This is a genomic window from Rhodospirillaceae bacterium, assembly GCA_028819475.1.
In the GTDB taxonomy this organism is placed as follows: domain Bacteria; phylum Pseudomonadota; class Alphaproteobacteria; order Bin65; family Bin65; genus Bin65.
This window is the reverse complement of sequence record JAPPLJ010000016.1, coordinates 15,085-29,428: the sequence shown is the minus strand read 5'-3', so window position 1 is coordinate 29,428 and position 14,344 is coordinate 15,085. Positions and strand designations below refer to the sequence as shown.

Here is a 14,344-nt window from a genome sequence, read left to right as displayed (position 1 = left end):
TCCCGGTCCGGTTCCCGGGCCCGGTCCCCGCACCGCGGCGGACCGGTCATGGCGCGTTGACCGGCCGTTGCCGCCGCCGCTAACGTGCGCCGGCCGCGCGCTGCCGTTGACCGCGCGGCGCAGGACATAGCGAACGAGCCCGCCGCATCCCGTGTTCGAACTGCCAACCCGCGACCGCCCGAAAATTGCCGAGACGCTGCTGGCCGTCCGTCCGCACCATCTGGCGAACGCCGTCGTCGCGTTTCTCTTCGCCTCGACCGGGCCGGTCGCGCTGATCCTGACCATCGGGATCGCCGGAGGGCTCTCGACCGAGACCCTGTCGTCGTGGATCTTCATCGGCTTCGTCGCCGGCGGCGCCATCACCTTCGCGATGAGTTGGCTCTACAAGCAGCCGCTCGCCTTCGCCTGGACGATCTCCGGCACGGCCATCGCCGGCCAGGCCCTGCTCAAATACCCCTTCGCGGAAATCGTCGGCGCCTACATGGTGACCGGCGCCGTGATGATCCTGCTCGGCCTCAGCGGCGGCTTCAAGGCGATCATGCGCTTCGTGCCTCAGCCGATCGTCATGGCCATGGTCGCCGGCGTATTCCTGAAGTTCGGCCTCCTGGCGGTCGACGCATTCGACAAGGAACTGAAGATCGCGCTGGCCGCGCTGATCGCCTGGGTCGTGTTTTCCTTCTGGAAGCCGGTCGCCCGCGTCCTGCCGCCGGTGCTGATGGCGCTGCTCGCCGCCGGCTACATGGCGGTCGAGGGCGGCCAGTTCGCACTTGAGGAAGAGCTGACACTTCAGATCGCCCGGCCCGACGCCATCCACCCGGTGTTCTCGAAGGCCGCGCTGCTCGATCTTGTCCTGCCGCTGCTGGTTTCCGTGCTGGCGTTGCAGAACGCCCAGGGCATCGCCATCCTGCGCGTCGCCGGCCACGATCCGCCGACCAACACCAGCACCTTCATGTGCGGCGCCGGCTCGCTGCTGTTCGGCGCCTATGGCAGCGTCAACACCTGCATGACCGGGCCGGTCAACGCAATCCTGTCGTCGTCCGGCCCGGTGCGTTTCCATTTCGTCGGCGCCTATCTGTGGGCGGCGCTGGCGGTCGCCTTCGGCCTGCTGTCGCCGGTCGTCACCAGGCTCGCGCTTTCGGTGCCGGAATCCTTCATCTACATCATCGGCGGGCTGGCCATGCTGCCGGTGCTGCAGCAGGCCTTTACCGCCGGTTTCGGCGGCCGTTTCGCCATTGGCGCGACGGTCAGCCTGATCGTGACGGTGACCGACCTGATCCCGGGCGTGAATGTCAACCTGCTCGGCATCGGCGCGCCCTTCTGGGGGCTGGTCTTCGGCGCGGCGACCTCGCTCCTGCTCGAACGCCGGGACTATGCCGAGCTGATCGCCGCCGGCAACGGGGCGCCCGCGCCGCCCCGGCAGGACGAGAAAGAAGCCGCGGATACGCAAACGCCGGCGCCCAAGGCGCTGAGCGGGCCGGGGCCGGGGCGCACGCCGGCCGACGCCGGGCAGCTGCCCGGCGGCCCGATCGCCGTAATCTCGCCCGCGCCGGGGCCGGATACAAGCCGGGTGCTGATCGCGCTGCGCGAAAAGGGGCTGGCCTACCGGCTGGTCGAAGACATGACGTGGCGCCCCGGCGAGGGCGTGTCGGAAAACCCGTTGAACCGGAACCCGCTGGTCCGCTTCGGGGGCGGATTCGCGCTCTACGATCCGCGGACCATCCTGGACTATCTGGAAACCGTCCGGCCCGTGCCCGCCCTGATGCCGTCGGACCCGGCCGAGGTCTTCGAGGTCAAGACCTGGGAAGCGCTCACCGAAGGCGTGAACGCCGCCGCGGTCGATCTCTACATCGCCGGCGCCCGCGGGGAACCGGCTGAAAACCCTGGAGGGGACGGGGACTGGATCGCGCGCCGGCGCACCCGGGTGCGGGACGGCCTGGCGACCGCCGCCGCCATGCTGGGCGACCGGTCCTTCACCGTGGGCGCGCAATTCTCGCGCAGCGATATCGCGCTCGCGGCCATGCTGGCGCATCTCGACCGGCAGCTGCCCGGCGAGGACTGGCGGGCGGCCTGGCCGGCGCTGGCCGCATGGTTCGAAGACATCGCCGGCCGGCCGGCGGTCGGCGCGGTGCTGAAGGGTTGAATTCTCCTTCGCGCGGGCCCGAGGGATACTTGACCGGGACAGGCCCCTTCGTATATACAATCGCGTCGGCAAACCCGATCTCCGCGGCGGACGGATCGCCGTCCGCACAAGAGACCTGCCGTACCGTGACTCCGGGAAGCGGCCGACCCACCGCCGCGCACCGAGGCGCGTCGAATGCGGCCGGATGAAGAGGCCCGCTTCGAATGGGACGAGGCGAAGCGCCTCGCCAATATCGACAAACATGGAATCGACTTCAGGGATGCGATCACGATATTTGACGAAGCGGTCGTGGAGACGCCATCGGTCAGGTCGAACGAAGACAGGTGGAAAGCTGTCGGGCGATGCGCGGACATCCTTGTAACCCTCGTCTACACCCGCAGAAACGGCAGACGCCGAATCATCTCTGCAAGACCGGCGAAACGAAATGAACGAGAACAATATCGAGCGCATGTCCCTGAACGAAGCCCTCCTTCGGCGGGGTGAGAACCGGACCGACTGGGACCGCCTTCGCAAACAGCAGGCCGCGGGCTTCGAGCCTGCGGCCGACCTCGATGAAGGCGAATTCGACGAGGCCCGGGCCAGGGTTGTCATGCCGTGCCGGAAACGGGCCATCTCGGTCCGGCTGGACACGGATATTCTCGAATTCTTCAAAGCCGGCGGGCCGGGGTATCAGACCCGTATCAATGCGGCTTTGCGGATGTATATGAACAGCCGCCTCGCACTTCCCGCCGGGCAACCGGCGTCGTCGCGCGGCGTCGGGGCAACCGCAAGGCAATACCGGACGCCCGGTTGGGACTCCAAGGCGATCGCCGAGACGGCAAGAGAGAAATACGGAAACTTCACCAAACTGTTCGAAGCGCACGACTGGCCCGAGCGCGGCCGGGATATGATGCCGAAGGTGCAAACCCGCGTGAAGCAGACCTACGGCAGCGTCATTGCCTTCGTGCGCCACCATCACGGATAAAGGGCCCTTCGATGACTGATGGAAGATGCAACGGCCGGTCCGGCGCGGCTGCCGGAAAGCGCCGCCCGGACGTCCGCAAAGCTGCTGTTCGGCGATGACGGCAGATCGAAAGGCGGCCAATGCGGCGCTGGCCGGGAAGATCCGCAGGCGCGAATGGATGTCGATGCCGGGGGTGTTCGAGATGATCTCGGCGCGCGTCGCCGACGCGATGGGCTTCGACGCGCTTTACATGACCGGCTACGGCACCGTCGCGAGCCACCTGGGCATTCCCGACGCCGGGCTGGCGACCTACACCGACATGGTCGGCCGCGTCGGCCAGTTCGTCGGCGTGACCGGGACCCCGCTGATCGCCGACGGCGACACCGGCTATGGCGGCCTGCTCAACGTGGAGCGCACGGTGCGCGGCTACGAGGCGGCCGGCGCCGCGGCGATTCAGCTCGAGGACCAGGAGTTTCCCAAGAAATGCGGCCACACGCCGGGCCGCCGGGTCATCCCGCTCGAGGATGCGGTCGCCAAGCTCAGGGTCGCCGCGGCGTCGCGGGCCTCGAAGGATTTCCTGATCGTCGCGCGGACCGACGCGCGCGGCCTGTACGGGCTGGACGAGGCGTTGCGCCGCGGCGCGGCCTTCGCCGAGGCGGGCGCCGACATCCTGTTCATCGAATCGCCTGAGAACGAACAGGAGATGCAGCGGATCGGCGCGGCCTTCCGGGGCAAGCCCCTGCTCGTGAATGTCGTCGAGGGCGGCAGCACGCCGGTCCTGCCGATCGCCGACTACCGGGCGATCGGCTACACGATGGCAATCTATCCGGCGGCGGGCTTCCTGGCGGCGGGCGAGGCGCTGCGCCGGGTCTACGCGCAGATCCGCGAGACCGGATCGAGCATCGGCACGGGCGCGCCGCTCTACGACTTCCAGGATTTCAGCCGGCTGATGGGCTTCGAGGATGTCTGGGAATTCGAGAAGAAGTGGGCCGAAGCCGTGTAAGGCCCCGCGTGGCCGGACAGAACAGAATACTAACGCGATGCTGACCGCGGCGCGACGCCGGCCGGGCGCAGCGGTCCTGGCCCTGGCCAGCGGACTACTCGCCGGCACCGGACTGGCCACCGGCCCTGTTTCGGGCGCGGCGCAGGCACAAGAAGCCCTGACCCCGGCGCAGAAGGCCGCTTTGCTGTTCACCGCTTTCCGGAAATTCGGCGGCAGGGCCCGCTACGGCTCTGTCGCCGGCGGGAACCGCGCTCTGACGATCCGGGATTTGAAACTCGAAATCCCGGCGCCGGTGGACAGACTGTCGATTCGGGGGCGCGCCGGAAAATTGACGGTGACGGCGGAGACGATGCTTGTCCGCTGCTTCGACTACCGGAACCCGGACCTGCCGCGCTTCGCCGATCTGGCGATAACGGGCGTGCGTCCCGGCGGAAACGCGGTCAATGAACGGGAACGGAGCGTTTTCCGGTCGATATTCGGCCGGGACGACATCGTTCTGGACATCGCGCAGAACTACGCGCTGGACTTGGCGGCCGGTTCGCTGGATTTCCGGAATTTTTCGGTTGCGCTGCGCGGCGTGGCCACCCTCGGTCTGGCGGTTCGCCTGGACGGGATCGATTTCGCCGGACTGTCGGACCCGGATGTCTGGGAAAGACTGCTCCTGCGGGAACGGCACCCCGGGAAAAGAAAGCGGCTCGCCGCTGTCGATACCGTTCTGATGGCCGCCGTACCCCGGCTACGTCTTCATGCGCTGTCCGTTTCGCTGACCGATCTGGGCGGCGTCGAACGGGCGATGGCCTATGCCGAGGAACAGCGGTCGAAAGAGAACCCGGACCGTCCCAGGCTGACCCCCGACTCGATGCGCGACATGGCGGCCGGCATTCTGGCCGGATTCGGCGCGCGCTTTTCGGGCATTTTGGCAGCGCAGGCTTTGCGGGAAGCGGGGCGGTTCGTCATGGTGCCGGGGACGCTGACCGTCGCGGCGAAGCCCGGCCAGCCGCTGTCGATGACCCGTCTGGCTGGATTTGCGGAGGGATTCGCCACAGCCGTCGAGCGGATGAAAGGGCGGAAAATCGATCTGGACCCGCTCCAGAAGTTCCTCGGCCTGAGCGTGTCCTACGCACCGGTGGCCCGTTAGCCGCCCTGAGCGCGGCCGCCGTCGGCCTTATTCCGCCGCTTCCGCGCGCACGCCCATGAGCCCGGCGAGCGCGGCCAGCGTCTCCTCGCAGGTCAGCAGGTCGGCGTATTTCTGGCCCATGTCGAACAGGTTGGCCTCGTGCGGGCCGATGGCGCGGTCGCCGACGCAGTCGGTCACGACGATGTTGCGGTAGTTGTAGCTCAGCGCATCGATCACCGAGGCGCGGACGCAGCCCGAGGTCGTGCAGCCGGTCTGGATGATCGTGTCGACGCCGCGCATGGTGAGCCAGGAATGCAGGTTGGTGCCGAAGAAGGCCGACGGCTGCTGCTTGCGCGCGATCAGTTCGCCGGCGCGCGGCTTTAGCGCATCGACGACGTGGCTCTCCGGATTGTCCTCGGTCAGCGTCACGAGGCTCGGCGCCTTGAGGCAGAACACGCCGGCGTCCGCGCCGTCGTCGGCGTAGATCACCCGGGTGAACACGATGGGCAGGCCGTAGCTGCGGCACGCGTCGAGCAGAACCGCCGTGTTGGCGATCGCCTCCTGGATGTTGCCGCCGCCGAAACGCGCCGGATCGGTGAAGCCGTTGACGAAATCGACGATCAGCAGCGCCGGCGCCCGGCCCCATCCGCTGCTGTTGCCGAAATTCTGGGTCTTGTAGATATCGACGTCGCTCATCGAAGCGGTCCTTCCCCTCATTTTGCGGCAAGTGCCTTCGCCCGCCATCCATACATACAGCTTTGGCGGCCGTCCGTCAGCCTTGCCGTGCCAGGGCGGCGTCGCGGATTTCGCTGATCGAGCGGGTCGTCGTGCCGGCGTCCGGGCTGACCTGGAGGTCGATCAGGGAGGACCGTCCGGCCGCCGCGCACCGCTCGAAGGCCGGCGCGAAGTCGTCGGTCGTGCGCACCGTCTCGCCGTGCAGGCCGTAGGCCTCGGCCAGCGCAACGAAATCGGGGTTGCGCAGGGCGGTCGCCGAAACGCGGGTCGGATAATCCCGCTCCTGGTGGATCCGGATGCTGCCGAGCATGCCGTTGTTGACGACGATGTTGACGACCTTCGCGCCGTACTGCATCGCCGTCGCCAGTTCCTGGCCGTGCATCAGGAAGCAGCCGTCGCCGGTCCAGTTCACGACGACCCGATCCGGTTCGGCCAGAGCGATTGCGACGGCCGCCGGCGTGCCGTAGCCCATCGAGCCGGAGGTCGCGCCGATCTGCGTCCGGTAACCCTTGAAGACGAAATTCCTGTGCAGCCAGGTGTTGTAGTTGCCGGCGCCGTTGCAGACGATGGCGTCTTCCGGCAGCCGGTCGCTCAGCCAGACGACGATCTCGCCGATCTGGACGTCGCCGGGCACTGCAAGCGGCCGGAGGAAGGCGAGGTAGTCGTCGTGTGCGGCCCTGCGCCATTCGCTCCAGGGGATCGCTTCCGGTGGCTCCAGCGCCGCGGCCGCTGCCGCGAAATGCGTCATCCCGGCGTTGATGCCGAGCGCCGGCTGGTAGACCCGGCCCAGTTCCTCGGCGCCGGGATGGACGTGAATGAGCGTCTGTTCCGGCACCGGCGGGCGCACGATGGTGTAGCCGCCGGTCGTCACCTCGCCGAGACGGGCGCCGGCGACCAGCAGCAGGTCCGCCGCGGCGAGCCGGTCGTTGAGCGCCGGGTCCGCGCCGACCCCGGCATGGCCGGCATACTGGCCCAGCCGGTTGTCGAAATAGGCCTGGCAGCGGAACGAGACCGCAACCGGCAGGTCGAAGGCCTGAGCAAACGCCTCGAAGGCGGCGACCGCCTGCCGGTCCCAGCCGCCGCCGCCGAGCAGTGCCATCGGCCGCTCGGCCTTGAACAGCAGGCCGCGCAGCCGTTCCATGTCTTCCGGGGGCGGCGCGGGCGGCATCTCCCGGAACCGGCGCGCGTCGCCGACCCCGGCGCGCTGCACCAGCATGTCTTCCGGCAGGGCGAGGACGACCGGGCCCGGCCGGCCGTTGACCGCCGTGTGGAAGGCGCGGGAGACCATCTCCGGGATGCGCTCCGGGTCCTCGATCTGGCCGACCCATTTCGCGAGCTGGCCGTACATGCGCCGGTAGTCGATCTCCTGGAAGGCCTCCCGGTCCGCCATGGCGCGGGCGACCTGGCCGACGAACAGGACCATCGGCGTCGAATCCTGGAACGCGATATGCATGCCGGCGCTGGCGTTGGTCGCGCCCGGTCCGCGGGTGACGAAGCAGACGCCCGGCGTGCCGGTCAGCTTGCCGTGGGCCTCCGCCATGATCGCCGCGCCGCCCTCCTGGCGCGCCGTGACGACGTGGATTTCCGGCGCGTCGACAAAGGCGTCGAGCGCGGCAAGGTAGCTCTCGCCGGGCACGCAGAACACGCGCTCGACGCGGTGGACGCGCAGCTGGTCGATCAGGATTTGTCCGCCGGTCCTGAGATTGTCGGAAGGAGCGGTTGCTGCGCCGGTCATGATCTCTCCGCTGTCGGTTGGCATCCTCCGTTAGCACCCTTCGCGGGCGCGGCGGAAGCGTCAGTCCGTCCCGCCCTGCCGTCTTCGGGGGCAGCGGCGGAAACGCTCCGGTTGCGAATTCCGCAACAGGCCCATGCCTTCCGGCGATGGCCGGTCATCTTGCCGGTCCGCCCGAAGCCGGATAGGTCACGGCGGACGAAGCCTCGACCCCGAAGGCTAAACCCCGGAGCGAATTGCATGAACCTTCTCGGCATCGCCGGCAGCCTGCGCGCCGGCTCCTTCAACCGCAGCCTGATCCGGGCGGCGGCGACCGCGGCGCCGGACGGCGCCGGCGTCACCCCGTTCGACCGCCTCGGCGAAATTCCGCCCTACAACGACGACGAGAAGCAGAAGGCGATCCCGGCGGCGGTGACCGCGCTGGCAGAAGAGATCCGCGCCGCGGACGGCCTGCTGATTTCGACGCCGGAATACAACTACGGCGTCTCGGGCGTGCTGAAGAACGCCATCGACTGGGTGTCCCGCGTGCCGGACCAGCCCTTCAAGGATAAGCCGATCGGCGTCATGGGGGCGGCGATGGGCGGTCTGGGCACTGCACGGGCGCAATACGACCTGCGCCGGTCGTTCATCTTCCTGGACGGCCTGGTGATGAACCGGCCGGAAATCTTCGTCGGCGCCGCGCACACGAAGTTCGACGAGACCGGCGCGCTGACCGACGAAGCGACCCGGGAAATCCTGACGGATTACATGAAGGCGCTGGCGGCCTGGATCGAGCGGGTGGGATAACCCGGCAAGAAGGGCCGCCCCGGCATTTGCCGATGGTGAGTCAGTTTGACGTTATCGCGCACGCAGCGGCCTGAAAACGGCCCGCCGTCCAACGCCCACCCCTTGCCGTCCCGGATTTAATCCGGGGCCCAGGACCGCAAGGCAAGACCGTGCCGTGCGACTCTGGACCCCGGATTTCCGCTTCGCTCCATCCGGGGTAACAAGGGAGGGATTCGAAGAGAATTCCGGGCTTTGTCCTGCGCGGAAAGTCAAACCGACTCACTACCCCTTTCCCGTGCATTTGCCCGCATGCGTATTCGCGGGCTATACCGACCGCAGTTCGTCCCATGCCGGCGCCGCGATCGGGGCAGGAGATATCCGATGACGATAGACATCGAATGGCTGGATTATGACGTGATCGTGGTCGGCTCCGGCGGCTCCGGCGGCCAGGCCGCCCGGGCGGCGGCGGATGCGGGAGCGCGGGTGCTGTCGGTCTCGAAGGATCCGGTCGGCGCGTCCGACACGAAAATCTCGGAAGGCATCGCGACGGTGCGCGGCTCCGGCGCTGCGGACGATTCGGAAGAGGTGCTCTCGGAAAACCTCAAGATGGCCGGCGGCGACCTGCCCGTGCGGGCGATCACCGACGCCTTCGCCAGCGACAGCACATCGGCCTACGACCGCTACCGCACCCAGGGCCTGCGCCCCCCGATCAAGGAAGACCGGTCCGGCCCGCAGCCCCTGCCCCTGCCGTTCGGCGGGCACACGCGGCGGCGCTCGGTCGGCCACAAGAACAGCGGCATCGCCTTCGGCCATGCCAACTGGAACGCGATCGTCCAGGGCAACCGCGTCGACTATATCGAAGACGCCTGGTTCCTCGACCTGGTCACAGAGGACGTGTCCAACGGGTCGGGGCCCAAGAAGAAAATCGCCGGCGGCCTGATCTACCACGCGGCGCGCGGCGTTCTCCTCGCCGTGCGCGCGCCCTCGGTGGTGATCGCCGCCGGCGGCGTCTCCAGCCTGTATTTCCCGAACACCGACACCATGCGCGGCAATACCGGCGACGGTTACGCCGTCGCGCTGCGCGCCGGCGCCGACCTGGTCGATATGGAACAGATCCAGTTCCTGCCCTTCTGCCTCGCCTCTCCGCCGGCCTACGAGGGCCTGTGCGCCGGCGAGCCGGTGATGGCCAGCTATCTGGGCGTCCTGCGCGACAAGAACGGCAAGATCATCCTGGACAGCGTTTTCATCCGGACCCGCGCCGAGTGCGCGTCGGCGATCCTGCGCGCGGTCGAGGACGGCCGCGGCAGCCCGAACGGCGGCGCCTATCTGGATATGACGGCCAACAAGGAACTGCCCCTCTCCGGCCCCTACTTTCAGCGGTTCGGGGAAACCTGCCTGCCGAGTTCCTACAACAACGCGCGCCTGGCGCTGGGCAAGAAGGCGGCGAAGTTCGAGGAACCGTGGGAAGTGCGCCCGGGCGCCCACTATCACATGGGCGGCATCCGGGCCGACGCGCACGGCGCCTCGGCCGGCGGCGCGGGCGACGGCGACGCGGAATACGGCATCGCCGGCCTGTTTACTGCCGGGGGCGCCATGGGCGGCGTCTTCGGCGCGAACCGCCTCGGTTCGACATCCCTGACCGAAGGCGCGGTCTTCGGCGGGCGTTCCGGCGCTGCCGCGGCAAGCCATGCGCGCCAGGCAAAGGGCCGGACCGGGGGCCGGACCGGGGATGAGGCCTTCCAGCCCCTGATCGACCGGGTCAACCGGCGCTTCGGCCAGAAAGGCACCGTGGCGGCGGCAACCCTCAAGCTCGAGCTGCAGAAGGAGGCCTGGAAGTATATCGGGCCCGTGCGGACGGCGGAGAAGCTGGACCGGATGGATATGGTGATCGCCGAATCGATGGCCAGGCTCGACGAGGTGGCGATCCCGGACTACGGCATGTGGAACCAGGCGTTCATCGAGTTCGAGGAATTGCGCAATCTGCTGGATTGCGCCAGGGCCGTCGCCACGGCGGCGCGGGAGCGTGACGGCAGCCTGGGCGGCCATGTGCGCTTCGACAGGAAGACCGTTTCCGCCTTTTCGAAGCCCTACTCCACGGTGGTCCGCCTCAACGACGACGGCTGGCAGATCGCCCGGCTCGAACGGGAGCGCACGCCGGTGAAACGCCTGATCTCCTACAAACTCCAGGAGACCAGGCGGAAGATTCAGTTGAGATGGCTGCGCATGCTGCCCAGGGGTGTGAAGGACAGGAAGCTGCTGGCGCGCTATCAGGCGATCATGGGCAAGGGCGCGGTCGAAGAGGTCAAGGCGCCCGAGATGGCGATCGGCGGCACGGAAGCCGCCATCGGCGAAAGCACGCGGGCGTAGGGGCGGGCCATGAAAGTGGAAATCGTCACCGTCCGCGACGGCGAGGAGGCCGTCGTCGCGTTCGACTATGCCCGCCGTTCGGAGGACGAGAAGCCGATGGTGCTCGACGTCCTCCTCCAGGCCCAGGCGACGACCATGCCGGACCTCGCCTTCCGCTACGGCTGCCGCGCGCGCAATTGCGGGGTCTGCACCATCGACATCAACGGCCGGCCACGTATCGCCTGCCGCGCCCGGGCGCGCGACGGCGACCGGATCAGCCCGGTGGCGACCCTGCCGGCGGTCGCGGACCTGGTGGTGCGCCGCGACGGCATCGCCCGGCAGATGCGCGGGCGCCTGCAGACCGCCCAGGGCAACGACCTGAACGTCGAGGCGCCGGCGGACTATCACGAGCTGACGTCGTGCATCGAATGCTATGCCTGCCTCAACAACTGCCCGATGCACATGCGCAACTTCGGTGGCGGCCTGCCCGGCGACATGGACCCGGCCGACCTGCCGGACCCGGCGGAGGGTTATCGCTGGGGCAATCCCTTCTCGCTGCTGAAGCTGCAGATGATCCGTATCGATCCCTTGACGACCGCGGCCGGCCGCGAGGCGGCGCTGGACAACGCCATCGACCTCGGCCTCGACGAATGCGTCGGCTGTCCCGGCTGCAAGTGCGGCGTCGGCATCGATCTGAAGGGCCTGGTGGTCAAGGCGCTGGTCGACGACGCCGGCGACCGGCTGCCGTCCGCCGCCGAATAGGCGCGTCGGAGCGCCTCCTGGGCAATCCTCCCCGACAGCCGCCGCGATGACCGCCCAGGACAACCCGGTCCGCGGCATCGCGATCATGTGCCTGTCGATGTTCTTCTTCGTCGCGGTCGATACGCTCGCCCGGGAACTGACCCAGCGCCTGGCGGTCAGCCAGATCCTATGGGTGCGCTTCGTGATCTTCGCCGCGATCGTCGTCGCGATCGCCGGACCGCGCACGGTCCCCGCCAAGCTGAAGAGCCGGAAGCCCTGGCTGCAGTTCGTCCGCAGCATGGTGCTGGTGGCGGAGATCGCGATCTTCGTGCTGAGCTTCCGCTACCTGCCCGTCGCCGACGTTCATGCCGTCGCCGCCGCCGTTCCGCTGATCGTCACGGCGCTGGCCGTCCCGGTGCTGGGCGAGCGGGTCGGCTGGCGGCGCTGGATCGCCGTCGGGGTCGGGTTCTTCGCGGTGCTGGCGATCATCCGCCCCGGTTTCCTGGACCTGGACTGGTATCACCTGCTGCCGGTCGCCGGGGCGTTGATCTGGGCGATCTACCAGGTGCTGATCCGTCTGACCGCGCACTATGACGGGCAGGATACGACGCTCCTGTGGACCGTGCTCGCCGGCCTTGCGTTCACGACCCTCATCGGCTGGATCGACTGGGTCTGGCCGAGCCCGGAGACCTGGCTGCTGCTGATTGCGGCCGGCATCCTGGGCACCGTGGCCCACTACACGCTGATCCTGGCGCTGAACGCGGCGCCGGCCTCGCTGTTGCAGCCCTTCGTTTACACAACCTTCCCCTGGGCTGTTTTGCTGGGCCTGATCTTCTTCGGCGAATTCCCCGACGCGGTCACGATCGCCGGCGCCGCCGTGCTGATCGTCGTCGGCCTCTACGTCATGCGCCGGGAAGCGAAGGCCGGGGGCGGGTGACCGGAATATTGCGGGAAACCGGAATTTCCGCCGCTTCGGGAATCCGCCGAAAATGGGCTAAACCGCTGCTCAAATCCCCCTCCCCAAGGGGAGGGGGGACCCGGCAGAGTGCTACGCCGCGTCGGCCGAAATCCGCTGATAGGCGGGCAGGGTCAGGAATTCCTGGAACTCGTCGGACGCCGTCATGTCCCAGAACAGGGCGCGCGCCTCTTCGAGGGCGGCGAGCGCTTCGGCGTCCTCGCCCCTTGCCCCGGCAATCCGCTCCGCCTCTTCGGCGATCAGGCGGGCAAGCAGATCGTCGTCGATCGGCGGCCCGCCGGTGATCGACGCGCCGTGCCTGCGCCACTGCCAGATTTGGGACCGGCAGATCTCCGCCGTCGCGGCATCTTCCATCAGGTTGTTGATCGGCACGCAGCCGTTACCGCGCAGCCAGGCCTCCGTGTACTGGATGCCGACCGAAATGTTGTTGCGCACGCCCTGTTCGGTGATCGTGCCGTCGGGCACGGCGAGCAGGTCGGCGGCCCTTGTGTGCACGTCCTGGCGCTGGCGGGCGAGCTGGTTGCTCTCAGGCATCAGCCGGTCGAACACCTCGAGGGCGACCGGCACCAGGCCGGGGTGGGCGACCCAGGTGCCGTCATGGCCGTCGCCGGCCTCGCGCTCCTTGTCGGCCCGCACCATGCCGATGGCGGCCTCGCTGGCTTCGGGATCGTTCCTGATCGGAATTTGCGCCGCCATACCGCCCATGGCGAAGGCGCCGCGCCGGTGGCAGGTGCGGATCAGCTCCAGCGAATAGCTGCGCAGGAAGCCCACCGTCATCGTTACCTGGGCGCGGTCCGGCAGGGTGAAATCCGCCCGGTTCCGGAAGCGCTTGATGTAGCTGAAGATATAGTCCCAGCGGCCGCAGTTCAGGCCGGCGATGTGGTCCTTCAGTTCGTAGAGGATCTCGTCCATCTCGAAGACGGCCATGATCGTCTCGATCAGCACGGTTGCCCTGATCGTGCCGGCCGGCAGGCCGAGCCTCTCCTGCGCATGGACGAACACGTCGTTCCACAGCCGCGCCTCGAGATGGTTTTCCAGCTTGGGCAGGTAGAAATACGGGCCGAGGCCGCGGGCGATCTGCGCATTCGCATTGTGGAAAAACACCAGGCCGAAATCGGCGAGGCTGCCGGAAATCGGCTCGCCGTCCACGCGGATATAGTTGTCGGGCAGGTGCCAGCCGCGCGGCCGGATAATCAGAACGGCGGTCTTCTCGCCCAGCTCGTAATGCTTGCCGCTGACCGGATCGTCATACTCGATCGTTCCGCGCACGGCGTCGCGCACGTTGAGATGGCCCTGGATGTTGTTGTCCCAGGTCGGCGCGTTGGAATCCTCGAAATCCGCCATGAAGACCCGCGCGCCGGAATTCAGCGCGTTGATAACCATCTTGCGGTCGACCGGGCCGGTGATCTCGACCCGCCGGTCGAGCAGCGGCTCCGGGATCGGCGCGACCGTCCAGTCGCCGTCGCGCACATGCTTCGTCTCCGGCAGGAAGTCCGGCAGCCAGCCGTCGTCCAGCTTGCCCTGCACCTCCTCCCGGCGCGCCAGAAGCTCCGCCCGGCGCGGGCCGAAGGTGCGCTGAAGGTCGGCGATAAACTCCAGGGCTTCCGGAGTCAGGATCTCGTCATAGCCGGGCTTGAGTTCGCCGTGCAGGGTTACGCCCGCCGCTGTCGTCCCCGCTACAGTCGTCATGGTCGGGGCCTCCCGAATCTCGTGGGTCTGCCGGATCTGCGGCGGTTCAACGGCATATGGCCGGCCCGGTCAAGGGCGGCTTCGGCGCACTTAGCCGCCGCTACCGGCCGCCGTAACAAATCTGACGCAAAACTGTAGTAAATCGGCAGCGCGCCGC

At 68.1% G+C, this 14,344-nt stretch carries 11 protein-coding genes; 8 read left to right on the top strand and 3 right to left on the bottom strand.

The window, feature by feature from the left end:
• The first annotated feature begins 151 nt into the window (after window positions 1-151).
• The 4 genes from OXM58_03515 to OXM58_03500 all read left to right on the top strand — a co-directional run bounded on the left by OXM58_03515 (window position 152) and on the right by OXM58_03500 (window position 5,224).
• Window positions 152-2,140: a benzoate/H(+) symporter BenE family transporter gene (locus OXM58_03515; protein ID MDE0147417.1), complete on the top strand. Its 1,989-nt coding sequence runs from the start codon at window positions 152-154 to the stop codon at window positions 2,138-2,140.
• A gap of 424 nt (window positions 2,141-2,564) precedes the next feature.
• Window positions 2,565-3,104 carry a BrnA antitoxin family protein gene (locus OXM58_03510; protein MDE0147416.1) on the top strand — a complete coding sequence of 180 codons (540 nt, stop codon included), beginning with the start codon at window positions 2,565-2,567 and terminating at the stop codon, window positions 3,102-3,104.
• Between the two features lie 94 nt (window positions 3,105-3,198).
• On the top strand, window positions 3,199-4,086 hold the full coding sequence (locus tag OXM58_03505) for an isocitrate lyase/PEP mutase family protein (GenBank protein MDE0147415.1): 888 nt from the start codon (window positions 3,199-3,201) through the stop codon (window positions 4,084-4,086).
• A 37-nt stretch (window positions 4,087-4,123) separates the two neighbouring features.
• A complete protein-coding gene (locus OXM58_03500; protein MDE0147414.1) occupies window positions 4,124-5,224 on the top strand; it encodes a hypothetical protein in 1,101 nt (366 codons plus the stop codon).
• A gap of 27 nt (window positions 5,225-5,251) precedes the next feature.
• Here OXM58_03500 and OXM58_03495 read toward each other — a convergent pair whose 3' ends face one another.
• A complete protein-coding gene (locus OXM58_03495) occupies window positions 5,252-5,899 on the bottom strand; it encodes an isochorismatase family protein (GenBank protein MDE0147413.1) in 648 nt (215 codons plus the stop codon).
• Between the two features lie 76 nt (window positions 5,900-5,975).
• Window positions 5,976-7,673 carry a thiamine pyrophosphate-binding protein gene (locus tag OXM58_03490; GenBank protein MDE0147412.1) on the bottom strand — a complete coding sequence of 566 codons (1,698 nt, stop codon included), beginning with the start codon at window positions 7,671-7,673 and terminating at the stop codon, window positions 5,976-5,978.
• 237 nt (window positions 7,674-7,910) lie between these two features.
• On the opposite strand from OXM58_03490, the gene OXM58_03485 reads away from it, so the two are divergent.
• The 4 genes from OXM58_03485 (at window position 7,911) to OXM58_03470 (ending at window position 12,459) form a co-directional block, all read left to right on the top strand.
• Window positions 7,911-8,456, top strand: coding sequence for an NAD(P)H-dependent oxidoreductase (locus OXM58_03485; GenBank protein MDE0147411.1), 546 nt, complete (start codon window positions 7,911-7,913; stop codon window positions 8,454-8,456).
• 360 nt (window positions 8,457-8,816) lie between these two features.
• On the top strand, window positions 8,817-10,802 hold the full coding sequence (locus OXM58_03480) for an FAD-binding protein (protein MDE0147410.1): 1,986 nt from the start codon (window positions 8,817-8,819) through the stop codon (window positions 10,800-10,802).
• Between the two features lie 9 nt (window positions 10,803-10,811).
• The gene (locus tag OXM58_03475; protein MDE0147409.1) at window positions 10,812-11,543 is read left to right on the top strand and encodes a 2Fe-2S iron-sulfur cluster-binding protein; all 732 of its coding nucleotides are present in this window, start codon (window positions 10,812-10,814) and stop codon (window positions 11,541-11,543) included.
• A 46-nt stretch (window positions 11,544-11,589) separates the two neighbouring features.
• Complete coding sequence (locus OXM58_03470) at window positions 11,590-12,459, top strand: DMT family transporter (protein MDE0147408.1); 870 nt, start codon at window positions 11,590-11,592, stop codon at window positions 12,457-12,459.
• Window positions 12,460-12,570: 111 nt separating this feature from the next.
• Here OXM58_03470 and aceB read toward each other — a convergent pair whose 3' ends face one another.
• Entirely contained in the window at window positions 12,571-14,187 is a 1,617-nt protein-coding gene (aceB, locus tag OXM58_03465) for a malate synthase A (protein ID MDE0147407.1), read from the bottom strand.
• Window positions 14,188-14,344 lie beyond the last annotated feature (157 nt).